Origin of the sequence: Burkholderia sp. AU44665 (assembly GCF_030504405.1) — a bacterium.
GTDB classification, from domain to species: Bacteria; Pseudomonadota; Gammaproteobacteria; order Burkholderiales; family Burkholderiaceae; genus Burkholderia; species Burkholderia semiarida.
This window is the reverse complement of record NZ_JAUJRI010000002.1, coordinates 193,726-215,965: the sequence shown is the minus strand read 5'-3', so window position 1 is coordinate 215,965 and position 22,240 is coordinate 193,726. Positions and strand designations below refer to the sequence as shown.

At 66.4% G+C, this 22,240-nt stretch carries 25 protein-coding genes; 15 read left to right on the top strand and 10 right to left on the bottom strand.

Features of this window, described 5'->3' with window-relative positions; genetic code table 11:
* Positions 1-80: 80 nt before the first annotated feature.
* On the bottom strand, positions 81-1,424 hold the full coding sequence (gene mltB, locus QZM15_RS06055; protein ID WP_302106045.1) for a lytic murein transglycosylase B: 1,344 nt from the start codon (positions 1,422-1,424) through the stop codon (positions 81-83).
* Between the two features lie 43 nt (positions 1,425-1,467).
* Here mltB and QZM15_RS06050 point away from each other — a divergent pair, with 43 nt between their 5' ends.
* Complete coding sequence (locus QZM15_RS06050; protein ID WP_059574058.1) at positions 1,468-2,391, top strand: histone deacetylase family protein; 924 nt, start codon at positions 1,468-1,470, stop codon at positions 2,389-2,391.
* A gap of 31 nt (positions 2,392-2,422) precedes the next feature.
* Here the strand turns inward: QZM15_RS06050 and QZM15_RS06045 are convergent, their stop codons facing one another.
* Positions 2,423-3,331, bottom strand: a complete 909-nt coding sequence (locus tag QZM15_RS06045) for an alpha/beta hydrolase (protein ID WP_302106044.1) — start codon at positions 3,329-3,331, stop codon at positions 2,423-2,425.
* A 216-nt stretch (positions 3,332-3,547) separates the two neighbouring features.
* On the opposite strand from QZM15_RS06045, the gene QZM15_RS06040 reads away from it, so the two are divergent.
* The 5 genes from QZM15_RS06040 to QZM15_RS06020 all read left to right on the top strand — a co-directional run bounded on the left by QZM15_RS06040 (position 3,548) and on the right by QZM15_RS06020 (position 7,978).
* Positions 3,548-4,582, top strand: coding sequence for a methionine ABC transporter ATP-binding protein (locus QZM15_RS06040; RefSeq protein WP_302106043.1), 1,035 nt, complete (start codon positions 3,548-3,550; stop codon positions 4,580-4,582).
* Complete coding sequence (locus QZM15_RS06035; protein ID WP_059574055.1) at positions 4,572-5,225, top strand: methionine ABC transporter permease; 654 nt, start codon at positions 4,572-4,574, stop codon at positions 5,223-5,225. The genes QZM15_RS06040 and QZM15_RS06035 overlap by 11 nt, the downstream gene beginning before the upstream one ends.
* Positions 5,226-5,254: 29 nt before the next feature.
* On the top strand, positions 5,255-6,049 hold the full coding sequence (locus QZM15_RS06030; protein ID WP_124859515.1) for a MetQ/NlpA family ABC transporter substrate-binding protein: 795 nt from the start codon (positions 5,255-5,257) through the stop codon (positions 6,047-6,049).
* Positions 6,050-6,276: 227 nt separating this feature from the next.
* Positions 6,277-7,026: an electron transfer flavoprotein subunit beta/FixA family protein gene (locus QZM15_RS06025; RefSeq protein WP_060965727.1), complete on the top strand. Its 750-nt coding sequence runs from the start codon at positions 6,277-6,279 to the stop codon at positions 7,024-7,026.
* Between the two features lie 16 nt (positions 7,027-7,042).
* Positions 7,043-7,978, top strand: a complete 936-nt coding sequence (locus QZM15_RS06020; protein ID WP_059638223.1) for an electron transfer flavoprotein subunit alpha/FixB family protein — start codon at positions 7,043-7,045, stop codon at positions 7,976-7,978.
* Between the two features lie 332 nt (positions 7,979-8,310).
* On the opposite strand, the gene QZM15_RS06015 is transcribed toward QZM15_RS06020, so the two are convergent.
* The gene (locus QZM15_RS06015; protein ID WP_302106042.1) at positions 8,311-9,597 is read right to left on the bottom strand and encodes a D-amino acid dehydrogenase; all 1,287 of its coding nucleotides are present in this window, start codon (positions 9,595-9,597) and stop codon (positions 8,311-8,313) included.
* A gap of 145 nt (positions 9,598-9,742) precedes the next feature.
* Between QZM15_RS06015 and QZM15_RS06010 the strand changes: the two genes are divergently transcribed.
* Together QZM15_RS06010 and QZM15_RS06005 are read left to right on the top strand one after the other, a co-directional pair.
* The gene (locus tag QZM15_RS06010; protein ID WP_012492860.1) at positions 9,743-10,231 is read left to right on the top strand and encodes an Lrp/AsnC ligand binding domain-containing protein; all 489 of its coding nucleotides are present in this window, start codon (positions 9,743-9,745) and stop codon (positions 10,229-10,231) included.
* A 90-nt stretch (positions 10,232-10,321) separates the two neighbouring features.
* Entirely contained in the window at positions 10,322-11,500 is a 1,179-nt protein-coding gene (locus tag QZM15_RS06005; protein ID WP_302106041.1) for a PA0069 family radical SAM protein, read from the top strand.
* Positions 11,501-11,551: 51 nt separating this feature from the next.
* Here QZM15_RS06005 and QZM15_RS06000 read toward each other — a convergent pair whose 3' ends face one another.
* Together QZM15_RS06000 and QZM15_RS05995 are read right to left on the bottom strand one after the other, a co-directional pair.
* Positions 11,552-12,019: an NINE protein gene (locus QZM15_RS06000; RefSeq protein ID WP_059638331.1), complete on the bottom strand. Its 468-nt coding sequence runs from the start codon at positions 12,017-12,019 to the stop codon at positions 11,552-11,554.
* Positions 12,020-12,128: 109 nt separating this feature from the next.
* Positions 12,129-13,268 carry a sorbosone dehydrogenase family protein gene (locus QZM15_RS05995; RefSeq protein WP_302106179.1) on the bottom strand — a complete coding sequence of 380 codons (1,140 nt, stop codon included), beginning with the start codon at positions 13,266-13,268 and terminating at the stop codon, positions 12,129-12,131.
* Positions 13,269-13,420: 152 nt separating this feature from the next.
* Between QZM15_RS05995 and rpsP the strand changes: the two genes are divergently transcribed.
* The 6 genes from rpsP (at position 13,421) to QZM15_RS05965 (ending at position 17,550) form a co-directional block, all read left to right on the top strand.
* Positions 13,421-13,675, top strand: a complete 255-nt coding sequence (gene rpsP, locus QZM15_RS05990) for a 30S ribosomal protein S16 (RefSeq protein WP_006476550.1) — start codon at positions 13,421-13,423, stop codon at positions 13,673-13,675.
* A gap of 42 nt (positions 13,676-13,717) precedes the next feature.
* Entirely contained in the window at positions 13,718-14,395 is a 678-nt protein-coding gene (rimM, locus tag QZM15_RS05985) for a ribosome maturation factor RimM (protein WP_060313183.1), read from the top strand.
* A 1-nt stretch (position 14,396) separates the two neighbouring features.
* On the top strand, positions 14,397-15,191 hold the full coding sequence (trmD, locus tag QZM15_RS05980; protein ID WP_059638231.1) for a tRNA (guanosine(37)-N1)-methyltransferase TrmD: 795 nt from the start codon (positions 14,397-14,399) through the stop codon (positions 15,189-15,191).
* A gap of 133 nt (positions 15,192-15,324) precedes the next feature.
* The gene (rplS, locus tag QZM15_RS05975; protein WP_059574047.1) at positions 15,325-15,717 is read left to right on the top strand and encodes a 50S ribosomal protein L19; all 393 of its coding nucleotides are present in this window, start codon (positions 15,325-15,327) and stop codon (positions 15,715-15,717) included.
* Between the two features lie 87 nt (positions 15,718-15,804).
* On the top strand, positions 15,805-16,491 hold the full coding sequence (locus QZM15_RS05970) for a CoA pyrophosphatase (RefSeq protein WP_302106040.1): 687 nt from the start codon (positions 15,805-15,807) through the stop codon (positions 16,489-16,491).
* A gap of 120 nt (positions 16,492-16,611) precedes the next feature.
* On the top strand, positions 16,612-17,550 hold the full coding sequence (locus tag QZM15_RS05965; RefSeq protein WP_059574045.1) for a CobD/CbiB family protein: 939 nt from the start codon (positions 16,612-16,614) through the stop codon (positions 17,548-17,550).
* 77 nt (positions 17,551-17,627) lie between these two features.
* Here QZM15_RS05965 and QZM15_RS05960 read toward each other — a convergent pair whose 3' ends face one another.
* Genes QZM15_RS05960 through QZM15_RS05950 form a run of 3 tightly spaced genes read right to left on the bottom strand, consistent with a single transcriptional unit; the run spans position 17,628 to position 20,203 of the window.
* The gene (locus QZM15_RS05960; protein WP_011351362.1) at positions 17,628-17,945 is read right to left on the bottom strand and encodes a hypothetical protein; all 318 of its coding nucleotides are present in this window, start codon (positions 17,943-17,945) and stop codon (positions 17,628-17,630) included.
* Between the two features lie 60 nt (positions 17,946-18,005).
* The gene (rsgA, locus tag QZM15_RS05955) at positions 18,006-18,947 is read right to left on the bottom strand and encodes a ribosome small subunit-dependent GTPase A (RefSeq protein ID WP_059574044.1); all 942 of its coding nucleotides are present in this window, start codon (positions 18,945-18,947) and stop codon (positions 18,006-18,008) included.
* The gene (locus QZM15_RS05950; RefSeq protein WP_302106039.1) at positions 18,944-20,203 is read right to left on the bottom strand and encodes a M48 family metallopeptidase; all 1,260 of its coding nucleotides are present in this window, start codon (positions 20,201-20,203) and stop codon (positions 18,944-18,946) included. Before QZM15_RS05950 ends, rsgA begins: the two co-directional genes overlap by 4 nt.
* 125 nt (positions 20,204-20,328) lie before the next feature.
* Here QZM15_RS05950 and orn point away from each other — a divergent pair, with 125 nt between their 5' ends.
* The gene (gene orn / locus QZM15_RS05945) at positions 20,329-20,949 is read left to right on the top strand and encodes an oligoribonuclease (RefSeq protein ID WP_050011510.1); all 621 of its coding nucleotides are present in this window, start codon (positions 20,329-20,331) and stop codon (positions 20,947-20,949) included.
* Positions 20,950-20,983: 34 nt separating this feature from the next.
* Here orn and mog read toward each other — a convergent pair whose 3' ends face one another.
* Both mog and yjgA read right to left on the bottom strand, forming a co-directional pair.
* The gene (mog, locus tag QZM15_RS05940; RefSeq protein WP_226289770.1) at positions 20,984-21,592 is read right to left on the bottom strand and encodes a molybdopterin adenylyltransferase; all 609 of its coding nucleotides are present in this window, start codon (positions 21,590-21,592) and stop codon (positions 20,984-20,986) included.
* The gene (gene yjgA / locus QZM15_RS05935; protein ID WP_275906232.1) at positions 21,576-22,178 is read right to left on the bottom strand and encodes a ribosome biogenesis factor YjgA; all 603 of its coding nucleotides are present in this window, start codon (positions 22,176-22,178) and stop codon (positions 21,576-21,578) included. Before yjgA ends, mog begins: the two co-directional genes overlap by 17 nt.
* Positions 22,179-22,240 lie beyond the last annotated feature (62 nt).

Below are 22,240 nucleotides of genomic sequence, written 5' to 3'. Positions count from 1 at the left end.
GAGCGGGGCGCGATTCGCGCATCGATAAAAAAGCGCCGCGTTCCGTGAACCGCGGCGCTTTTTCTTTGGGCGGCCAGCGCTTACTGCGGCTGAGCGTCGTCGGCGGCCGGTTGCAGCGCGCCATTGGCTTCCATCTGCGCCTTCACGGCCTCGCCGAGCTGGTACACGGTGAGCGCGTAGAAGAAGCTGCGGTTGTAGCGCGTCAGCACGTAGAAGTTCTTCAGGCCGAGCATGTATTCGGTCGCGCGCCCCGGCGTCGGCAGGTCGACCACGGTCACCGGCGTGCCGGCTTCGGCCGTGATGTTGACCGTCGGCTCGTTCAGCGTCATGCCCGCGCGCAGCAGTTGCGACAGTGCCCAGTGCGGTTCGGGCTGGCCGTCGGCGGCGGCTTGCGCGATGCCCAGGCTGCCCGTGTCGGGCGTGATCTGCCAGACCACCGGGCGGTCGGTTTCCCAGCCGTGCTGCTTCAGGTAGTTCGCGACGCTGCCGATCGCATCGACAGGACTGCTGCGCAGATCGACGTGGCCCGTACCGTCGAAGTCGACCGCGTAGTCGCGGATGCTGCTCGGCAGGAACTGAGGAATCCCGATCGCGCCGGTGTACGAGCCGAGCACGGTGGTCGGGTCGAGCTGGTTGTCGCGGGTCCAGACCAGGAAGTCTTCGAGGTTCTTGCGGAACGTGGCCTGGCGGCTGTCGCGATTCGGCGTGTCCGGGTAGTCGAACGTCAGTGTGGTCAGCGCGTCGAGCACGCGGAAATTGCCCATGTAGCGGCCATAGATGGTCTCGACGCCGATGATGCCGACGATCACCTCGGGCGGCACGCCGAACTGCTCGGACGCGCGCTGCAGCGTCGCCTGGTTCGCCTTCCAGAACTTCACGCCCGCGTTGATGCGGATCGGTTCGATGAAGCGCGAGCGATAGACGCGCCAGTTCTTGACCGAAGGCGTGGGCGCCGGCCGCACGAGCTTGACGGCCGTCGCCGAGTAGCTGATGCGCGAGAACAGCGCATGCAGGCTCGCCGAATCGAAGCCGTTGCGGCTCACCATCTCGTCGATGAACGCGTCGACCTTCGCGTTGTTCGCGTACCGCTGCGGAACGATTTCCTCTTCGAAAGTCTGGCCTTGCGGCGTCGGCTGCTGCGGCTGGGCCTGGGCGACGAGCGTGCCGGCGGGCTTCGCCGGCTGCGTCTGCGCGACGGCAGGCGCGGTGCCGAGGGCCGTGGCGATGGCAGCGGCGACGAGCGGAGCGCGAACGCGGAACAGCGCGGAGAGAAGGGCGGCAGGCTTGCTGGAATTCATGTCGAAGCGGGCGGACAGGGCGATGGTGTTCGGCGCAGTATACCCGACGCATCCGGCGCGCCGGGCCGAAGCGGGCCCCCGTTGTGGTAAGTTAGCGGCGAATTCGCGGCAGACGATGGACATCATTGAGGGAGACCTGCGGCGCACCCTGCGCCGCGGATGACAGCTTATGGCAACCGCTTTCTATACGCACCCCGACTGCATGCTGCACGAGATGGGGGAGTGGCATCCGGAATGCCCGGCCCGCCTGTCGGCGATCCAGGATCAACTGATTGCGAGCCGCATCGACGACCTGATCGTGCACGAAACCGCGCCGTTCGCGAGCGAGGTCGCGCTGGGCCGCGTGCATACGCAGGCGCACATCGACTACATCCGCAGCATGACGCCGGTCGACGGTTACGTCGAGATCGATCCCGATACGCTGATGAATCCCGACACATGGCGCGCGGCGCTGCGCGCGGCCGGCGCCGCGATCGCGGCGACCGACGCGGTGATCGAGGGCCGCTATGCGAATGCGTTCTGCGGCGTCCGCCCGCCCGGCCATCATGCGGAGCCTGCCCGAGCGATGGGCTTCTGCTTCTTCAACAACGTCGCGATCGCCGCGCGGCACGCACTGGACGTACACGGCATCGAACGGGTCGCGATCATCGATTTCGACGTGCACCACGGCAACGGCACCGAGGCGGCGTTCGCGAACGACGAGCGCGTGCTGATGTGCAGCTTCTTCCAGCATCCGCTGTATCCGTTCTCGGGCGTCGATCATCAGGCGCCGAACATGGTCAACCTGCCGATGCCCGCGCGCAGCAACGGGATGGCGATCCGCGAAGCCGTCGACATGTTCTGGCTGCCGCGCCTCGACGCGTTCAAGCCGCAAATGCTGTTCGTGTCGGCTGGCTTCGACGCGCATCGCGAGGACGACATCGGCAATCTCGGTCTCGTCGAGGCCGACTTCGAATGGCTGACCGCGCAGATCGTCGAGGTGGCGCGCCGGCATGCGCAGGGCCGCATCGTCAGCTGCCTCGAAGGCGGCTACAACCTGTCCGCGCTGGGGCGCAGCGTCGTCGCGCACCTGCGCGTGCTGGCCGGGATCTGATCCTCGCTCGACCGGTCGGGCCGAGGCGCGCTCAGCGTGCCGGCACGCGCGCGTGAATCCATGCGATCAACGCGTCGATCACGCGATCGCGTTCGAGATCGTTCATCGTTTCGTGGAAGCCGCCTTCGTACAGCGTCAGCGTACGGTCGGGCGAGCCGACGCGTGCGCCGAACGCGCGGCTGCCGTCGGGTTCGGTCAGCTTGTCGTCGGTGCCGTGATAGACGAGCACCGGCACGCGCAGCGTGTCGCGGCCGTTTTCGATGCGCGCCATCGCGTCGAGAATCTCCGCACCGGTGCGTGCGGGCACGGCGCCGTGATGCACGAGCGGGTCGGCGCGATTGGCCGCGACGATGGCCGGATCGCGCGACAGCAGCGCCGCATCGATCCTGATCGCGGGGAAAGTGGGCCACACGCGGCTGATGACGCGGCTGACCGCGAGCATCCAGCGCGGCACGTCGCGCCCGGGCGCAAGCGCCGGACTCGACAGCACGAGGCCCGTCAGCGCGTGGCCGCGTACCGGTGCACGTTCGATCGCGTAGAGCGCCGCGATCGCGCCGCCCATGCTGTGTCCCATCAGGAACAGCGGCGCGTCGCCGCGCGCGGCTTCGGCCACCAGCGCGTCCGCATCGTCGAGGTAGTCGTCGAAACGTTCGACCCAGGCTCGCTTGCCGGGCGACTGGCCATGCCCGCGCAGATCGATCGCCAGCACGTCGATGCCGGCCGCGTTCAGCCGGCCGGCGAGCGCGGCATGGCGGCCCGCGTGTTCGGCGAGGCCGTGCACCAGCGCGATCGTCGCGCGCGGCGGCGCGGCGCCGTCGCCGGCCGGCCAGCGGTACGACGCCAGTTCGAGCCCGTCGGCGGTACGCAGCCGGCCCATCCGCGGCGCGGGCGCCGATCCGGCGGTGGCGGGTGCGGCGGCCGGCGTGGTGGTCGTGCTCATCGGGCGTGTCCCCTGTTCGTTGGTCGGTGTTCCGGATCATAGTCGCGGGATTCTCGCGAGCTCCCAGCGGCGCCCCTCTAATTTCATTTGGTTATGAAAAGATCGAAATCGATTATTAAGGGGAATGAGGGGTTTGCGGTAAAATCGCCGGTTATTCCAGATGCATCGGCGGCCGACTGGCGGGCCAACTCGCCGGCCGGCCGCCGTTTTGTTTACATGATCGAATTGCGCAATCTTTCGCAGCGTTTCCCCGGCCCGGGCGGCTGGGTAGAAGCGTTGCACAACGTCAACCTGACGATCCCGCAGGGCGAAGTGTTCGGCATCATCGGCCGAAGCGGCGCCGGCAAGAGCACGCTCGTGCGCACCATCAACCTGCTCACGCGGCCGACCGAAGGCAATGTCGTCGTCGGCGGGCGCGATCTCACGCTGCTGTCGGCCGGCGCGCTGCGCGAAGCGCGCCGCGAAATCGGCATGATCTTCCAGCACTTCAACCTGCTGTCGTCGCGCACGGTGTTCGACAACGTCGCGCTGCCGCTCGAGCTGGCCGGCGCGAGCCGTGCCGACATCGAAGCCGCGGTGCTGCCGCTGCTCGACCTGGTCGGGCTGTCCGGGCAGAAGGATCGCTATCCGGCGCAGATCAGCGGCGGGCAGAAGCAGCGCGTCGGCATCGCCCGCGCGCTGGCGAGCCAGCCGAAGGTGCTGCTGTCGGACGAGGCGACGTCGGCGCTCGACCCCGAAACCACGCGTTCGATCCTCGACCTGCTGAAGCGCATCAACCGCGAGCTCGGCCTGACCATCGTGCTGATCACGCACCAGATGGAAGTGATCAAGCAGGTCTGCGATCGCGTGGCGGTGCTCGATGCGGGGCGCGTGGTCGAGGAAGGCCGCGTGATCGACGTGTTCCTGCAGCCGCATCACGAAGTGACGCGCGCGCTGATCGGCGACGTGATCGCGCAGGAGTTGCCGCCCGCGCTGAAGGCGCGCGTGGCCGAGCGGCTGAAGACGGGCAGCGGGCATCTGCTGCGGCTCGCGTTCACGGGCTCGGGCGTCGACCAGCCGATCCTGTCGGAGACGATCCGCCGGTACGAACTCGATTTCAACATCCTGCATGGCCAGATCGACGAGATCCAGGGGCAGGCATTCGGTTCGCTCGCGGTGCTCGCGGGCGGCGAGCCGGGCAAGGTCGGGCAGGCGCTCGCGTTCCTGCGCGAGCAAGGTGTGGTGGTAGAGGAGCTTTCGTATGTTGAGTGAGATGTTCGATATGTTCGTGCAGTCGTTCTGGGAGACGCTGATCATGGTCGGCATCTCCGGGGCGGTCGGTGCGCTCGTCGGCCTGCCACTCGGCGTGCTGCTCTACCTGACCGATCGCCAGGGCGTGCTGCAGAATCTCGCGGTCAATCGCGTGCTCGGCGGCATCGTGAATGCGGTCCGCTCGACGCCGTTCATCATCCTGCTGGTCGCGGTGATTCCGTTCACGCGGCTCGTTACCGGTTCGTCGATCGGCACGGCGGCGGCGGTCGTGCCGCTGACGCTCGCGGCCGCGCCGTTCATCGCGCGTCTCGTCGAAACCGCGCTGCGTGAAGTCGATCGCGGGCTGATCGAGGCCGCGCAATCGATGGGCGCGACCACGTCGCAGATCGTATTCAAGGTGCTGTTGCCCGAATCGCTGCCGGGCGTCGTCGCGGGCCTGACGATCACGTTCGTGTCGCTGGTCGGCTATTCGGCGATGGCGGGCGCGATCGGCGGCGGCGGGCTCGGCGATCTCGGGATCCGTTACGGTTACCAGCGCTATCTGCCGGAAGTGATGTGGACGGTCGTCGCGATCCTGATCGTGTTCGTGCAGATCGTGCAATCGCTCGGCGACTGGCTGGTGCGCCGGCTGAGCCACAAATAAGACCAGACCGATTCGATAGGGGAGAGACGATGCAACGACGCTTCATGCTGAAATTCGCGGCGGCGCTGGGCGCGGCCGCACTGTTCGCGGGCGCGCAAGCCCGGGCCGAAACCATCAAGGTCGGCGTGACGGGCGGTCCGCACGCGCAGATCATGGAAGTGGTGAAGAAGGTCGCGGCGAAGGAGGGGCTCGAGATCCGCATCGTCGAATTTTCCGACTACGTGCAGCCGAACGCCGCGCTCGCGTCGGGCGACCTCGACGCGAACAGCTACCAGCACGATCCGTATCTGCAGGCGCAGGTGAAGGATCGCGGCTACAAGCTGATCAAGGTCGCGGATACCGTCACGTTTCCGATGGGCATCTACTCGAAGCGCGTGAAGTCGCTGGCCGAGCTGAAGCCGGGCGCGCGCGTCGCGGTGCCGAACGATCCGACCAACGGCGGCCGCGCGCTGCTGTTGCTGCAGAAGCAGGGGCTGCTGAAGCTGCGCGCGGATGCGGGGTTGAAGGCGACGCCGCTCGATATCGTCGACAATCCGCGCAAGCTGAAGATCGTCGAGCTCGATGCGGCGCAGATTCCGCGCTCGCTCGGCGACGTCGACGCGGCGGCGATCAATACCAACTACGCGATGGAAGCGGGGTTGAAACCGAAGCAGGACGCGATCGCGATCGAGGGCCCGAACGGCCCGTACGCGAACATCCTCGCGATTCGCGAGGCGGACCGGAACAAGCCGTGGGTCGCCAGGCTGATTGCGGCCTATCACTCGGCCGACGTGAAACAGTTCATCGAAGGCAAGTTCGGCGGCGCGGTCATTGCCGCCTGGTAACGGCCGCAGCACGGGACGCCCGGCGCGATTAGAGTCGATGATCGAAAACCCGGGCTTTGCGTCCGGGTTTTTTCTCTTTTAAAATAGAACGACCGTTCGCTATCATTGGCGCGTCGCCAAGAAGCGGTATCCTCGACAACCATCATGGTTGGGTCCGCCTGGCCGCGCAGTCATGAGGCCTCGCTTAAAATGGCCTCTGGTCGTATTCGTAACTTTGGAGCGTGTGCATGAAAATCCTGGTGCCAGTGAAAAGAGTGGTCGATTACAACGTGAAGGTCCGCGTGAAGTCGGACAACACGGGTGTCGACATCGCGAACGTGAAGATGTCGATGAACCCGTTCGACGAAATCGCCGTGGAAGAAGCCGTGCGCCTGAAGGAAGCGGGCGTCGCGACCGAAGTGATCGCGGTGTCGGTGGGTGTCACGCAAGCGCAGGAAACGCTGCGCACGGCGCTGGCGATCGGCGCGGATCGCGCGATCCTCGTCGAGTCGAACGACAGCGTCGAGCCGCTGGCCGTCGCGAAGATCCTGAAGGCACTGGTCGACAAGGAACAGCCGCAACTGGTGATTCTCGGCAAGCAGGCGATCGACGACGATTCGAACCAGACGGGCCAGATGCTGGCCGCGCTCGCAGGTCTGCCGCAGGCGACGTTCGCGTCGAAGGTGACGATCGCCGACGGCAAGGCAACCGTTGCGCGCGAAGTCGACGGCGGCGCGGAAACGCTGTCGCTGACGCTGCCGGCGGTCGTGACGACCGACCTGCGCCTGAACGAGCCGCGCTACGTGACGCTGCCGAACATCATGAAGGCGAAGAAGAAGCCGCTGGAAACCTTGAAGCCGGAAGACCTGGGCGTGGACGTCGCGCCGCGTCTGAAGACGCTGAAGGTGGCCGAGCCGCCGAAGCGCGCGGCCGGCGTGAAGGTGCCGGACGTGAAGACGCTGGTCGAGAAGCTGAAGACCGAAGCCAAGGTGCTGTAAGAGGGAGCGCAAGGAAATGACGATTCTGGTGATTGCAGAACACGACAACGCGTCGATCAAGGCCGCGACGTTGAACACGGTGGCGGCGGCAGCGAAGATCGGTGGCGACATCCACGTGCTGGTCGCGGGCCACAACGCGCAAGCGGCGGCCGACGCGGCAGCGAAGATCGCGGGCGTGTCGAAGGTGCTGCTGGCCGACGCGCCGCAACTGGCCGAAGGCCTGGCGGAAAACGTCGAGGCGACCGCGCTGAACATCGCGAAGGACTACTCGCACATCCTCGCGCCGGCGACGGCCTACGGCAAGAACGTCGCGCCGCGCATCGCCGCGAAGCTGGACGTCGCGCAGATCTCGGACATCACGGCGGTCGATTCGGCCGATACGTTCGAGCGTCCGATCTACGCGGGCAACGCGATCGCGACCGTGCAGTCGAGCGATCCGATCAAGGTCATCACGGTGCGTGCGACGGGTTTCGATCCGGTGGCGGCGGAAGGCGGCAGCGCAGCGGTCGAGAAGATCGAAGCGGCGGCCGACGCCGGCAAGTCGCAGTTCGTGAGCCGTGAAGTGACGAAGCTGGACCGTCCGGAGCTGACGTCGGCGAGCATCATCGTGTCGGGCGGCCGCGGTCTGGGCAGCGGCGAGAACTACACGAAGGTGCTGGAGCCGCTGGCCGACAAGCTGTCGGCAGCGCTCGGCGCATCGCGCGCGGCAGTCGATGCCGGCTACGTGCCGAACGACTACCAGGTCGGCCAGACCGGCAAGATCGTCGCACCGCAGTTGTACATCGCGGTCGGCATCTCGGGTGCGATCCAGCATCTGGCCGGCATGAAGGATTCGAAGGTGATCGTCGCGATCAACAAGGATCCCGAAGCACCGATCTTCAGCGTGGCCGACTACGGCCTCGTCGGCGATCTGTTCTCGCTCGTGCCGGAGCTCGTGAACGAGCTCGGCTGACGCGGCGTGACGCTTCAGCGGTAAGCACACGAGAAAAGGGGCGCGATAAGCGCCCCTTTTTCGCTGTGTCGTCGGCTGAAGCGGCGCGAGCGTCGTTCGCCTGGAAGATCCGCGATCGTGCTGTGCCGTGCCGAACATATCGTCGCGTACACCCGACGGGCAGCGTCGGTTCGCTCGCCGTGCGACGGGAGCATGCGCACGTTGACTGAAGCGTCGCGCCGAGTCGGTACTCGCACTCGCACTCGCACTCGCAGTCACGGAAACGAGAAAAGCGCCCAAGGGCGCCTTTCTCGTCGATGCAACGGGCCCGCCTCGCCGCGGGCCGTTCCGATTTACGCGTAGGCCGGGCGCGCTTGGCCGGGCGCGTCCTTCAGGTAACGATGCACCGACAGGTCGTCGGCCTGGATCGCGGGCATCTTGCCCGAGATCAGGTCCGCGAGCAGTTGGCCCGAGCCGCACGACATCGTCCAGCCGAGCGTGCCATGGCCGGTGTTCAGGAACAGGTTCGACACCGGCGTGCGGCCCACGATCGGCGTGCCGTCCGGCGTCATCGGGCGCAGGCCCGTCCAGAACGTGGCCTTCGACGTGTCGCCGCCGCCCGGGAACAGGTCGTTCACGCACATCTCGAGCGTTTCGCGGCGTGCGGCGCGCAGCGTCTTGTCGAAGCCCACGATTTCCGCCATCCCGCCGACGCGGATGCGCTGGTCGAAGCGCGTGATCGCGATCTTGTAGGTTTCGTCGAGCACGGTCGACACCGGCGCGGCGGCTTCGTCGACGATCGGCGCGGTGATCGAATAGCCCTTGAGCGGATAGACGGGAATCTTCATCAGGTTCGAGATGAAGCGCGTCGAGTACGAGCCCAGCGCGACGACGTACGCGTCGGCACGCACCGTCTCGCTGCCGCATTGCACGCAGGCGATCTTGCCGCCCGCGATCGCGAGCGCATCGATCGGCGTGTTGTAGCGGAACTTCACGCCGAGCGATTCGGCGAGCGCGGCGAGGCGCGTCGTGAACAACTGGCAATCGCCGGTTTCGTCGCCCGGCAGGCGCAGGCCGCCCGTCAGCTTGTGCGAGACGGCGGCGAGCGCCGGCTCGGCTTTTTTCAGCTCGGCCGGCGACAGCAGTTCGAACGGCACGTTCGCTTCCTGCAGCACGGCGATGTCCTTCGCCGCGCCGTCGAGCTGCTGCTGCGTGCGGAACAGTTGCAGTGTGCCGCCCGTGCGGCCTTCGTACTGGATGCCGGTATCGGCGCGCAGCGCCTGCAGGCAATCGCGGCTGTATTCGGCGAGACGGACCATGCGGCTCTTGTTCACCGCATAGCGCTCGGCCGTGCAGTTGCGCAGCATCTGGACCATCCACTGGAGCTGGAAGCGCGTGCCGTCGAGGCGGATCGCGAGCGGCGCGTGCTTTTCGAACATCCACTTGACGGCCTTCAGCGGCACGCCGGGCGCGGCCCACGGCGCCGCATAGCCGGGCGAGATCTGGCCTGCATTCGCGAAGCTCGTCTCCAGCGCCGGGCCGGCTTCCCGGTCGATCACCGTGACTTCGTGGCCGGCGCGCGCGAGGTAATACGCGCTTGCCACGCCCACCACACCGCTGCCCAGAATGACGACTCGCATAGCTGCTCCAGATGGAAGGAATCAGGTCGAGGCCGGGCGCACCCGCGGCTCCGTGTTACCTCTAGCTGATCTAGTTTTTTGCGCTATGGTATTGTCGAATCTGCAGTTTTTGTTATTGTATTTTTCTGGTTTTCAGCATAAACAAATGAGAACGCAACGTCAGCCCGTACGCTCGCTCGACAAGCTCGACCGGCGCATCCTGAAACTGCTCCAGGACGACGGCCGGATGGCGATGAAAGACCTCGCGGAACAGGTCGGACTGACCGTCACGCCGTGCATCGAGCGCGTGCGGCGCATGGAGCGCGACGGCGTGATCACCGGCTATCACGCGCGGGTCGACCCGGGGCAATTGGGCGCCGCGCTGCTGGTGTTCGTCGAGATCACGCTCGGCCACAAGGGCGGCAACATGTTCGAGCAATTCCGCCGGGAAGTGATGAAGATCGACGAGGTGCTCGAATGTCATCTCGTCTCCGGCGATTTCGACTACCTGATCAAGGCGCGAATCGGCGAGATGGCCGACTACCGCAAGCTGCTCGGCGACATCCTGCTGCAGTTGCCGGGCGCCGTGCAGTCGAAGAGCTATGTCGTAATGGAGGAAATCAAGGAAACGCTGACGATCGCCGTCGGCGAGTGACGCACCGGCGGCCGGCCGTCGGGCCCTTTATCCCGCTCTTGGCATGCTGCGCCCAATACTGTATAAATGTACAGTATTGGGCGCAGGCGAATGGGTGGGTACATGGACGATCGGTCCGACAACGAATTTCCGGTAGCGCCGCCCGTGCCCCGCAAGGGGCGCGGTGCGGTCGACAACCTGCAGGGGCGGTATGAAATCGCGCAGCGCGAAGCGGTCGACGACGGCTGGACGCACGAGTCCGACGATGCCGATTTCCCCGTGCCGCTGCGCACGCAGGTATTCGAGGAGCGGGCGAAGAGCATCCTCACGCACAACCAGTCGCCCGACATTCCGTTCAGCGTGTCGCTCAATCCGTATCGTGGCTGCGAGCACGGTTGCATCTACTGCTTCGCGCGGCCGACGCACAGCTATCTCGGGCTGTCGCCGGGGCTCGATTTCGAAAGCCGCATCTACGCGAAGGTGAACGCGGCCGAACTGCTCGAGCGCGAGATTTCGCGCAAGCGCTACGTGCCGGAGCCGATCGCGCTCGGCGTCAACACCGATGCGTACCAGCCGGTCGAACGCGACCTGCGCATCACGCGCAGCGTGATCCAGGTGATGCACGATCGCGGGCTGCCGTTCGCGGCGATCACGAAATCGTCGCTGATCGAGCGCGATCTCGACCTGCTCGCGCCGATGGCCGAACGCGGGCAGGTGATGGCGGCGGTCACGATCACGACGCTCGATGCCGAGCTCGCGCGCACGCTCGAGCCGCGCGCGGCCACCCCGGCGCGGCGATTGCGCACGATCCGGGCGCTACGCGATGCGGGCGTGCCGGTCGGCGTGAGCATTGCACCGGTGATTCCGTTCGTCACCGAGCCCGACATGGAGCGCGTGCTCGAAGCCTGCGCGGAAGCCGGTGCGACGCATGCGAGCTACATCATCCTGAGATTGCCGTGGGAGGTCGCGCCGCTGTTCAAGCAGTGGCTGGCCGCGCATTTTCCCGATCGTGCGGAGCGCGTGATGAACCGCGTGCGCGACATGCGCGGCGGCAAGGATTACGATTCGGACTTCTCGAAACGGATGAAGGGCGAGGGGATCTGGGCCGACCTGTTGCGGCAACGCTTCCGTCAGGCCGTCAAGCGGCTCGGGCTGAACGAGCGCACGAACGGCATTCTGGATCTGTCGCGATTCCGCGGCGCGCCGGTCGCTGGAGTATCGGCGCCGCCAGTTGCGGTTCGAGCAGCCGGCGCGAAGTCGCGCGACGACATGCAGTTGAGCCTGTTCTGACCGACGAGCAACGTAGTCGCCGGTGTCCCGTATCGATCGTGCTGGCCGGGCTTACTGCGAAATCTGCTTGGCCGCTTGGACCTGCGATTCGAAGTACGTCTGGAACGACAGCGCGAGTGCGGTCATCAGCAGGAACGCGCCGATCAGCAGCGAGAAAATCACGACGAAGATCACGGTCCAGCCCGACTGGCTGTGCTTGCCAGTGTCCGCATTGAATTGCGCATCCCATTTTTCGTCGGGGCGCAGCCCGTAGACGAGGGCGGCGAGGAACGCCGCCAGCAGCGAGATTGCGCCGGGCACCGCGAGCCACCAGCCGAGGCCGGCGCTGCGCTGGGTTGCCGCGAGCAGCAGGAAGCCCGGGATGCCGACGATCGTCGCGAGCAGGTGGGCCCAGCCGTACACGTCGCGAACGCCGTACAGATAGAAGCGGTGCGCACCGAGCGATCCGAGCAGGAACGCGAGGGCGGCGGTGAGCGTCTTGGAGCGGAAGCGGCGGGGCGATGCGGTGCTGCTGGACATGGATGGCGGCGTATTGTCGTTGGCTTGGGCGGCCGGCAAGCCGGCGCGGGCGCACGGCCCGGCACGCATTCTACGATGCCCGGTCGGGCCCGGTCACCCCTCGGCTGCGTCAAGGTGCCGCATAAGTCACGCGATAGATCGCGCCCGCGTAATCGTCGCTGACGAGCAACGAACCGTCCGGCAGCGGCAGTACGTCGGCCGGGCGTCCCCATACCGTGCCGTCGGGCCGCAGCCAGCCGGCGATGAACGGCGTCTGACGTGCGTGGCTGCCGTCCACGGGGGCGACCACGCGCATCACGCGGTAGCCGACCTTCGTGCTGCGGTTCCACGAGCCGTGTTCGGCGATGAAGACATTATTTCGATACGACGCCGGAAACATCGATCCGGTGTAGAAGCGCATGCCGAGCGCCGCCACGTGTGCGCCGAGTTTCAGGACGGGTGGTACATAACGGCGGCAGACGTCGGCGCTGCCGAATTCGGGGTCGGGCGTATCGCCGCCGTGGCAGTATGGAAAGCCGAAGTCGAGGCCGGCGCGCGGCGCACGGTTCAGCTCGTCGTCGGGTACGTCGTCGCCCATCATGTCGCGCCCGTTGTCGGTGAACCACAGCTCCCCCGAATCGGGGTGCCATGCAAAGCCGACCGTATTGCGTATGCCGCGGGCGAACACTTCGCGCCCACTGCCGTCGGCGTTCATTCGCGCAATGATCGCGTAGCGGCTGCGATCGGCGAGGCAGGCATTGCACGGCGCGCCGGTCGGTACGTAGAGCTTGCCATCGGGGCCGAACGCGATGAATTTCCAGCCGTGATGGTGGTCGGTCGGCAGCGCGTCGGTCACGACGACGGGGGCGGGCGGTCTGGCGAGCCGGTCGTCGATACGGTCGACGCGCAGGATACGCGACACGGCGGATATATAGAGAGCGCCATCGCGATAGGCGACGCCAACTGGCATATCGAGTCCGGACGCGATCACGTAGCGCGCGGTGATCCGACCCTCGCGCATCACGAATGCATGGACTCGGCCTTCCCGCGTGCCGACATACAGAATGCCGCGTGGCGACCACGCCATTTCGCGCGCGGCCGGCACCGTGTCCGTCAGCACTTCCACGTGGAAGCCGGGCGGCACGACGAGTTCGTTCACCGGCAACGGCGCGGCAAACGCCGGCAGGGAGACGAGGCAGGCAAGGCCGGCAAGCAGCACCGCGAATCGGTGCTGCGCGCGGCGCGCGAGGGCGGCGCGAAAGGGCGGCATGACGGTCGGGAGCGTCGTGGACACGCCGATTGTATGCCTGCTGGACAGGCCGTCCGCGGATTTTTACGCGTAAGTGTTTGTTGTACCTCTGCTTTCCGGCTATAATCGCGTGTTTCAGTAGTTTCGAACCCGGTTTTCCCGAAGGACATCATATGGTTATCATCCGTCTGGCTCGTGGCGGCTCGAAGAAGCGCCCGTTCTACAACATCGTTGCTACCGATTCGCGCAACCGTCGTGACGGCCGCTTCATCGAGCGCGTCGGCTTCTACAACCCGGTCGCCACGAAGGGCGAATCGCTGCGTATCGCTCAGGATCGCCTGACGTACTGGCAAGGCGTTGGCGCGCAACTGTCGCCGACCGTCCAGCGTCTCGTGAAGGAAGCGCAAAAGGCGCAACCGGCTGCCTGACATGGCACGGTGTGCCGGTCGTGCCGGCTGTGAGGTGCATTGATGGCGGGTCACGATTCCGGTAATGCAAGGCGCGGGCGTGCGTCATTTGGCGCATTCGTCCGCAAGCCGGTCGAGCGCGACACGGTCGCGAACGCCGGTCAGGCTGCCGAACAAGGCAGTCCCGAAGCGACGCAAGCCTGGCCTGACGATGCCGTCGAGGTCGGGGCGGTGGTCGACGCCTACGGCCTGAAAGGCTGGATCAAGGTGGCGACGCATGCCGATGCCGGTCGCGGTGGCGACGCGCTGCTCAACGCGCGTCGCTGGTGGCTGGAACGCGGTGCGGAGCGGCTTTCCGCCCGCATCATGCAGTCGAAGACGCACAGCGACACTGTCGTTGCGCAACCCGCGGGCGTCAGCGACCGCGATGCCGCGCTGTCCATGCGCGGCTTTCGCGTGTTCGTGCGCCGGGAAGATTTCCCGGCACTGGCCGCGGACGAATTCTATTGGGTCGACCTGATCGGTCTCGACGTCGTCAACGAGCAATCGGTGGCGCTCGGGAAGGTGAGCGGGATGATCGACAACGGCGTGCATTCGATCATGCGTGTCGAGTATCCGGCGACCGGCAAAGACGGTCAGCCGACCACCGACGAGCGGTTGATTCCGTTCGTCGGCGTCTACGTCAAAACGGTGGATCAGGCGGCGCGTCGCATCGTCGTCGACTGGGAAGCCGATTACTGAAATGAACCAGGTTACCGAGCGCGCGGTGCAGTTCGACGTCGTCACGCTCTTTCCCGAGATGTTCCGCGCGCTGACCGACTGGGGAATCACCAGCCGGGCCGTGAAGCAGGGGCGCTTCGGGTTGCGCACCTGGAACCCGCGTGATTTCACGACGGACAACTACCGCACGGTCGACGATCGTCCGTACGGCGGCGGTCCGGGCATGGTGATGCTGGCCAGGCCGCTCGAAGCCGCGATCGACGCCGCGAAAGCGGCGCAGGCGGAGCAGGGCATAGCGAGCACGCGCGTCGTGATGATGTCGCCGCAAGGCGCGCCGCTCACGCATGATCGTGCGGTGCGGATGGCGCAGGAACCCGGCGTCGTCGTGCTGTGCGGCCGCTACGAAGCGATCGACCAGCGCTTGCTGGATCGTTGCGTCGACGAGGAAATCAGCCTCGGCGATTTCGTGCTGTCGGGCGGCGAACTGCCGGCGATGGCGCTGATGGATGCAGTCGTGCGGCTGCTGCCCGGCGTGCTGAACGATTCGCTGTCGGCCGTGCAGGACAGCTTCGCCGACGGTCTGCTCGATTGTCCGCACTACACGCGGCCCGAGGAATACGAGGGTGTGCGCGTGCCGGACGTGCTGCTCGGCGGGCATCATGCCGAGATCGAGAAGTGGCGGCGTCAGGAAGCATTGAGGAATACGTTGCGGAAGCGCCCGGACCTGATCGCCCGGGCGCGCCGCGAGAAGTTGTTGAGCCGGGCCGACGAGGCGTGGCTTGCGAACCTCGCACGCGAAGCGAAGGACGCCTCCTGAGGCGGCTGCGCGGGCGGGAATTGGCGGTGCCGTACATGCGTGTGCGGCGCCTGATGTGAATCCATCCTCTATCGGGGCCGAGCCTGGAAGCAGGCGGGTACGAACGCCGACACGATGGCATAAGGAGTCAGTAATGAATCTGATCGCAAAACTTGAGCAGGAAGAGATCGAGCGCGCGCTCGCCGGCAAGACGATCCCCGATTTCGCCCCGGGCGACACGGTGATCGTGAACGTGAACGTGGTTGAAGGTAACCGCAAGCGCGTTCAGGCTTACGAAGGCGTCGTCATCGCGAAGCGCAACCGTGGCCTGAACTCGAACTTCATCGTTCGCAAGATCTCGTCGGGTGAAGGCGTCGAGCGTACGTTCCAGACGTACTCGCCGCTGCTGGCAAGCATCGTCGTGAAGCGTCGCGGTGACGTGCGTCGTGCGAAGCTGTACTACCTGCGCGAGCGTTCGGGCAAGTCGGCTCGTATCAAGGAAAAGCTGGTGTCGAAGGATCGCGCCGCAGCAGCTTCCCAAGAGTAAGAGCTGTAAGGAAAAAGCACCCAACCGGGTGCTTTTTTCATTCTGGCGCGACAATATGCTCGATACGACACGAACCCGAGAGCTCCATTGAATCGCCGCCCCATCATCGATCCCGAAGTATTGCCGGTCGAAGGCACCGGCGCCGGCCTGCCTGTCATCGATTCCCGGCTGATGACGCCGTCCGGCCTGCGCGAACGTTTCTCACGCACGCTCGAATGGAGCGTCGAGCCCGGCGAGGCGAGGCTGCAGGAAGGTGTCGATCCGCGCAGCGCGGCCGTTCTCATGCCGCTCGTCGCACGCGAGACGGGCCTCACCGTACTGCTGACGCAGCGCGCCGATCACCTGAACGACCATGCCGGACAGATCAGCTTTCCGGGCGGCCGTCGCGAGCCGTTCGATCGAGACGCGACCGCCACCGCGTTGCGCGAGGCGAAAGAGGAGATCGGGCTGGCCGCCGAACGCGTCGAGATTCTCGGCGTGCTGCCCGACTACCTGACCGGCACGGGCTTCTGCGTGACACCGGTCGTCAGCCTCGTGCATCCGCCGTTCACCGTGCAGGCCGACACGTTCGAAGTCGCCGAGATTTTCGAAGTGCCGCTCGCGTTCTTGATGAATCCCGTGAACCATCAGGTCCGCGTGTTTCGGTGGGAAGGCGGCGAGCGTCGTTTTTTTGCCATGCCTTACCCGAACGGCGAAGCGGGCGGGCAATACTTCATCTGGGGCGCAACTGCCGCCATGTTTCGCAATCTGTATCGCTTCTTGGCCGCCGGCTAGGCGGGCGCGCCGGCCGGCGCGCGCGAGCGGCTGCCCGGCGACCGCGCCGGCAGCCATGCGCGGCTGACGCTGTGCTATCGTTATGCAAAAAATGACATAACTCCGAAGACGGCGCCACGCATGACTTTCTTTTCGGTTCTCCTCGCCCTCATCATCGAACAGGTCCGCGCGTTGTCGCCGAGCAATCCGGTGTTCGCGCTGTTCCAGTTTCATGCGGAAACCGTCGCGCATGGCCTCGACGCCGGCAAGCAGAAGCACGGGCTCCTCGCATGGCTCGCGGTCGTGCTGCCGTGGGTGCTGATCGTCGCGCTGGTCTATTTCCTGTTGTACAAGGTGAGCTTCGTGCTCGCGTTCATATGGAACGTCGTCGTCGTGTATTTCACGCTCGGCTTCCGTCAGTTCAGCCACTACTTCACCGATATCCATCTCGCGCTCAACAACGACGACGTGCCGCGCGCGCGCGAAATCCTGCATGAGTGGACGGGTATCGACACGGTCGACATGCCGGTCGGCGAAATCGTCCGCCATACGCTGATCCATGCGGTCGTCGCGTCGCATCGGCACGTCTTCGGCGTGTTCTTCTGGTACGTGCTGCCGATCGGTCCGGCCGGCGCCGTGTTGTACCGGATTTCCGAATACCTCGCGCGCAGCTGGTCGACGCCGGGCGACGATCGCACGGCCGCGTTCTCGACGTTCGCGCAGCGCGCGTTCTTCGTGATCGACTGGATTCCGTCCCGACTGACGGCGCTCGGCTTCGCGATCGTCGGCAATTTCGAGGATGCGATCTATGCGTGGCGCAACCATACGCGCCAGTGGCCCGACCCGAACGACGGCGTGCTGCTGGCGGCCGGCAGCGGGGCGCTCGGTGCGCGTCTCGCCGGGCCGCTCGCGGAACCGTCGAGCCTCGATGCGCTGGCGGTCGGCGACAGCGGTCCGTTGACGGTTGGTGACGATTGCACGCCGCGCACGCTGCAGTCGGCAGTCGGCCTCGTGTGGCGCGCGGTGATCCTGTGGATGATCCTGCTGCTGATGCTGACGCTCGCCGTCTGGGTGTCGTGACGGCGCAGCGCAGTACCCGATGAAAGACAAAGGCCGGCTGGATGCCTGCCTTTTTGCTGTGGGTCGGCGCAGTGCGTTCAGTCGTCGAGCGGGTCGCGCACGGCGCCGCATTGCCAGCACGCGGTGAATTGCGCTTCGAGCGCTTCGCCGCACTGCCGGCAGCGCCACGGTGCCGCGCCGGCCGACGGGCCGTGCGACGCGGCATCGAGCAGCCGGCGGGCCAGTGCATCGTCGCGTTCGTCGTCGAGCCACAGCTCGGGCGTGCACGCGTCGGCGGGCAGGCCGCCGAGCGCGCCGGTCGCGTAGCAGTTGTGCAGCTCGCAACCGATGCCGGCCACCTGGAGCACGTTGGCCCAATGCTGCGCGGTCGCGAGGTCGGGTGCCTTGAAACGCATCGCGGCTCCTGTCGATGAAGGCCGGCGTGGCGCCGGCCGGCCGTCGTGCACGTCGCGCGATCAGCGGACGATCTGGCTCGCCTCGTGCACGAGTTGCGCGTACAGCGCGTGCCGCGACGGCGCGATACGGCCGTCGGCGACGGCTTCGAGGATCGCGCAGCCGGGCTCGTGCAGATGATGACAATTATAGAAACGGCAGTCCGCGAGCAACGGCCGGAATTCCGGAAACGCGCGCTCGAGACGGCCTTCGGTCAGGTGGTAGAGGCCGAATTCCTGGAAGCCCGGCGAATCGATCAGCGCACCGCCGCCTTCCAGCGGGTACAGGCGCGTGAACGTCGTCGTGTGACGGCCGCTGTTGAGCGCGGCCGAAATCTCGCGGGTCGCGGCTTCGGCGTCGGGCACGAGCAGGTTCACGAGCGTCGATTTGCCCATCCCGGACTGGCCGAGCAGGATCGTCGAATGCCCGGCGAGGTGCGGCATCAGTTGTGCACGTGCGTCGTCCGGCGCGCCCTTCACCGACAGCTCGAGCACGTCGTAGCCGAGCGCGCGGTACGGCGCGAGGCGCTCGCGCGCGACCGGCAGCGCGGCCTCGACGTCGATCTTGTTCAGCACGACGAGCGGCTTCAGTTCGTTCGCTTCGGCCGCGATCAGCGCGCGGCCGAGCAGATCCTCGCTGAAATAGGGCTCGGTCGCGAGCACGATCAGCAACTGGTCGAGGTTCGCCGCGAACAGCTTCGACTTGAACTGGTCGGAGCGGTACAGCAGGTTGCGCCGTTCGCCGATCTCGACGATCACGCCCTGGTCGGCCGACGCGAGTTCGTACGCGACGCGGTCGCCGACCGCGATGTCGCTCTTCTTGCCGCGCGGGAAGCATTGCAGCATCGGGCCGCCGTCGTCGGGGGCGACGATGTAGTGGCGGCCGTGCGCCGCGATCACGCGGCCTTCGGCCCGTTGCGCGCCCGACGCGCGCGCGGCCGGCTTGCGGGAGGTCGGCCGGCTCATGCGTGCTGCAGCAGGCGGTCGATCCGCTGCGACGCGGGCGGATGCGAGTAATAGAAAGCGGTGTAGACGGGGTCGGGCGTGAGCGTCGACGCGTTGTCTTCGTAGAGTTTCACGAGCGCGCTGACGAGATCCTGCGCGTCGGTCTGGCTGGCCGCGAACGCGTCGGCCTCGAATTCGTGCTTGCGCGACGTGAGGCTGCTGAACGGCGTCGCGAAGAACAGGAACACGGGAATCGCGAGGAAGAACAGGACGAGCGCGGCGCCCGCGTTGCTGGTGTCGAGCGACGGCGTGACGCCGAGCCCCGTATAGAACCACGTGCGTTGCGCGAGCCAGCCGAGCAGCGCGAGCAGCACGAGGCTCAGCACGAACGACACGAGCATCCGCTTCATCACGTGGCGGCGCTTGAAGTGGCCGAGTTCGTGCGCAAGCACGGCTTCGATCTCCTGGCCGGACAGGCGCGCGAGCAGCGTGTCGAAGAACACGATCCGCTTCGATGCGCCGAAACCCGTGAAGTACGCGTTGCCGTGCGCGGAGCGGCGGCTGCCATCCATCACGAACAGGCCCTTGGCCGCGAAGCCGCAGCGCTTCATCAGCGACTCGATACGCGCGCGCAGCGCATCGTCCTTCAGCGGCTCGAACTTGTTGAAGAGCGGCGCGATGAAGGTCGGGTAGATCAGCAGCACGAGCATCTGGAACGCGACCCACACGATCCAGGTCCACAGCCACCACAGGTGGCCGGCCTGGTTCATCAGCCACAGCACGACGAACAGCAGCGGCAGGCCGAGCACGGCGCCGAGCAACGTGTTTTTCAGCATGTCGGTGAAGAACAGCCGCTTCGTCATCCGGTTGAAGCCGAAACGCTGCTCGATGCCGAACTGGCGGTAGTACTCGAACGGGACGTCGATCACGCCCGTGATGACGAGCACCGCGGCGACGAGGGCGACCTGCTGCCCGTAGCCGCGGCCGAGCCAGCCGGTCAGCAGCGTGTCGAGCGCGCCCACGCCGCCGAGCAGCGTGAGGCCGACCAGCACGGCCGCGCTGACGACGATCTCGAACATCGTCAGCCGGGTGCGCTCGACCGTGTAGTCGGCCGCGCGCTGGTGGGCGGTCAGCGGGATGGTGGCGCTGAACTGCGCGGGCACGCCGTTGCGGTGCGCGGCGACGAAGCGGATCTGCCGCGACGCGAGCCACAGCTTGGTGACGACCATCGCGATCACGGCGATCGCGAACAGCAGGGTGAACGAAAAGGGTGACATCGAAGGCGCCAAAGGGTTCTATGCGAGAATTATATGTTCTTGCGGACCGGCCCCGCTCACGCGATGCCGGCCGCCCGGGCGGCGCCGCATCGGCGCGCCCGGTCCGCCATTTTCCAGGATGAATCATGACCGATACCGCCGCTTCCGCCAGCCAGCCCGCGCTCGTGCGCAACGAGTTGAACCTCGTCTGGCTCGACATGGAAATGACGGGCCTCGACCCGGATAACGACCGCATCATCGAGATCGCGGTCGTCGTGACCAATTCCACGCTCGACGTCGCGGTCGAGGGCCCGGTGTTCGCGATCCACCAGAGCGACGAGACGCTCGCGAAGATGGACGACTGGAACAAGTCGACGCACGGCCGTTCGGGGCTGATCGACCGCGTGCGCGCATCGACCGTGACCGAGGCGGAAGCCGCCGCGCAACTGCAGGCGTTCCTCGCGCAGTACGTGTCGCCGGGCAAGTCGCCGATGTGCGGCAACTCGATTTGCCAGGACCGCCGCTTCATGGCGCGCTGGATGCCCGAATTCGAGCGGTTCTTCCACTACCGCAATCTCGACGTCAGTACGCTCAAGGAGCTGTGCCGCCGCTGGCAGCCGGCCATCTACAAGGGTTTTCAGAAGCGGGCGATGCACACGGCGCTTGCCGATATCCACGAGTCGATCGACGAACTGAAGTACTACCGCGAGCATTTCCTGATTCCGGCCGCCTCGGCGCCGGCAGGCGATTCCGTGCCGGCCGCCTGAGCGGGCCGGCACGCGTGCGGCGCGCGGCAAACGCTCAGCGCCGCGCGCTTTTCGGCCGGAACGCCGCGACCACCGCGGCGTCGGTCTCGATATACGGGCCGCCAATCAGGTCGATGCAGTAGGGCACCGCGGCGAAGATGCCGGGCACGGTCGAGTTGCCGTCGGCGTCGCGCAGCCCTTCCAGCGTTTCCCGGATCGACTTCGGCTGGCCGGGCAGGTTGATGATCAGCGCCGCATGGTCGGCCGTTTCGCGGATCACGGCGACCTGCCGCGACAGGATCGCGGTCGGCACGAAATTCAGGCTGATCTGCCGCATCTGTTCGCCGAATCCCGGCATTTCCTTCGTCGCCACGGCCAGCGTGGCTTCCGGCGTCACGTCGCGGCGCGCGGGGCCCGTGCCGCCCGTCGTCAGCACGAGGTCGCAGCCGGCGACGTCGACCAGTTCGGCGAGCGTGGCCGAGATCGTCGGTGCGTCGTCCTGGATCAGGCGCGTCTCGGCGCGCCACGGCGAAACCAGCGCGCCGGCGAGCCATTCCTGCAGCGCCGGAATGCCCTTGTCTTCGTAAATCCCCGTGCTCGCGCGGTCGCTGATCGACACGAGGCCGACCACGAGCTCGTCCGGATGGTTACGCTTCGTCGTCATGGTCGTCTCCGGCGTCGTCGGCCGCTTCGTCGTCGCTGTCGGATGCGCCGCCCGCGGCCTTGATCCACTGGAACAGCTCGCGGAAATAGCGCGGCGGCTTGCCTTGCTGCGCTTCCTTGCGCGCGTTGCGGATCAGCGTGCGGCCTTCCTGGATGTCGGCGTCGGGGTGCTGGCGCAGGAATTCGGTCAGCGCGTCGTCGCTCGCGAGCAGTTGCTCGCGCGTGCGCTCGATCCAGTGCAGGCGGGCGGTGGCGGCCTTGTTCACGCCGCGTTGCGCGTCGAGCGCGGTGCGCAGCGCGGCCGTTTCGTCGTCGGTCAGCGAGCGCATCACGCGGCCGACGTACTGAAGCTGGCGGCGCTTGCCTTCGTGATCGGTGATCCGGCGCGCCTCGCGCACGGCGTCCGCGAGGTCCTCGGGCATCGGCATGCGCTTGAGCGCATCCTTCGGCAGGTCGACGAGCGCCTGGCCGAGTTCCTGCAGCGCGTGCATTTCGCGCTTCAACTGGGATTTGCTGGGGCGATCGTAGCCATGGTCGTCGTCCTCGACGGCAGGTTCGATCGGCTGGATTCGGGTTTTGCGTGTCATGGGCCGCATTGTATCGCGGCGCGGACACCCCAAGCTTGTCTGTGCGCGGCCCCGGACCTTGC

Bases quoted from the DNA above. Each gene is read 5' to 3' on its own strand.
- QZM15_RS05960 (WP_011351362.1), bottom strand. From the start codon at position 17,945: ATGCGTTTCAAGGCACCCGACCTCGCGACCGCGCAGCATTGGGCCAAC.
- QZM15_RS06045 (WP_302106044.1), bottom strand. From the start codon at position 3,331: ATGAGCACGACCACCACGCCGGCCGCCGCACCCGCCACCGCCGGATCG.
- QZM15_RS06020 (WP_059638223.1), top strand. From the start codon at position 7,043: ATGACGATTCTGGTGATTGCAGAACACGACAACGCGTCGATCAAGGCC.
- QZM15_RS06040 (WP_302106043.1), top strand. From the start codon at position 3,548: ATGATCGAATTGCGCAATCTTTCGCAGCGTTTCCCCGGCCCGGGCGGC.
- QZM15_RS05950 (WP_302106039.1), bottom strand. From the start codon at position 20,203: ATGTCACCCTTTTCGTTCACCCTGCTGTTCGCGATCGCCGTGATCGCG.
- QZM15_RS06030 (WP_124859515.1), top strand. From the start codon at position 5,255: ATGCAACGACGCTTCATGCTGAAATTCGCGGCGGCGCTGGGCGCGGCC.
- QZM15_RS06005 (WP_302106041.1), top strand. From the start codon at position 10,322: ATGGGTGGGTACATGGACGATCGGTCCGACAACGAATTTCCGGTAGCG.
- QZM15_RS06015 (WP_302106042.1), bottom strand. From the start codon at position 9,597: ATGCGAGTCGTCATTCTGGGCAGCGGTGTGGTGGGCGTGGCAAGCGCG.
- mog (WP_226289770.1), bottom strand. From the start codon at position 21,592: ATGACGACGAAGCGTAACCATCCGGACGAGCTCGTGGTCGGCCTCGTG.
- QZM15_RS05995 (WP_302106179.1), bottom strand. From the start codon at position 13,268: ATGCCGCCCTTTCGCGCCGCCCTCGCGCGCCGCGCGCAGCACCGATTC.
- rplS (WP_059574047.1), top strand. From the start codon at position 15,325: ATGAATCTGATCGCAAAACTTGAGCAGGAAGAGATCGAGCGCGCGCTC.
- QZM15_RS06000 (WP_059638331.1), bottom strand. From the start codon at position 12,019: ATGTCCAGCAGCACCGCATCGCCCCGCCGCTTCCGCTCCAAGACGCTC.
- trmD (WP_059638231.1), top strand. From the start codon at position 14,397: ATGAACCAGGTTACCGAGCGCGCGGTGCAGTTCGACGTCGTCACGCTC.
- orn (WP_050011510.1), top strand. From the start codon at position 20,329: ATGACCGATACCGCCGCTTCCGCCAGCCAGCCCGCGCTCGTGCGCAAC.
- QZM15_RS06050 (WP_059574058.1), top strand. From the start codon at position 1,468: ATGGCAACCGCTTTCTATACGCACCCCGACTGCATGCTGCACGAGATG.
- QZM15_RS06035 (WP_059574055.1), top strand. From the start codon at position 4,572: ATGTTGAGTGAGATGTTCGATATGTTCGTGCAGTCGTTCTGGGAGACG.
- QZM15_RS06025 (WP_060965727.1), top strand. From the start codon at position 6,277: ATGAAAATCCTGGTGCCAGTGAAAAGAGTGGTCGATTACAACGTGAAG.
- yjgA (WP_275906232.1), bottom strand. From the start codon at position 22,178: ATGACACGCAAAACCCGAATCCAGCCGATCGAACCTGCCGTCGAGGAC.
- rpsP (WP_006476550.1), top strand. From the start codon at position 13,421: ATGGTTATCATCCGTCTGGCTCGTGGCGGCTCGAAGAAGCGCCCGTTC.
- rimM (WP_060313183.1), top strand. From the start codon at position 13,718: ATGGCGGGTCACGATTCCGGTAATGCAAGGCGCGGGCGTGCGTCATTT.
- rsgA (WP_059574044.1), bottom strand. From the start codon at position 18,947: ATGAGCCGGCCGACCTCCCGCAAGCCGGCCGCGCGCGCGTCGGGCGCG.
- mltB (WP_302106045.1), bottom strand. From the start codon at position 1,424: ATGATGTCCATCGTCTGCCGCGAATTCGCCGCTAACTTACCACAACGG.
- QZM15_RS06010 (WP_012492860.1), top strand. From the start codon at position 9,743: ATGAGAACGCAACGTCAGCCCGTACGCTCGCTCGACAAGCTCGACCGG.
- QZM15_RS05965 (WP_059574045.1), top strand. From the start codon at position 16,612: ATGACTTTCTTTTCGGTTCTCCTCGCCCTCATCATCGAACAGGTCCGC.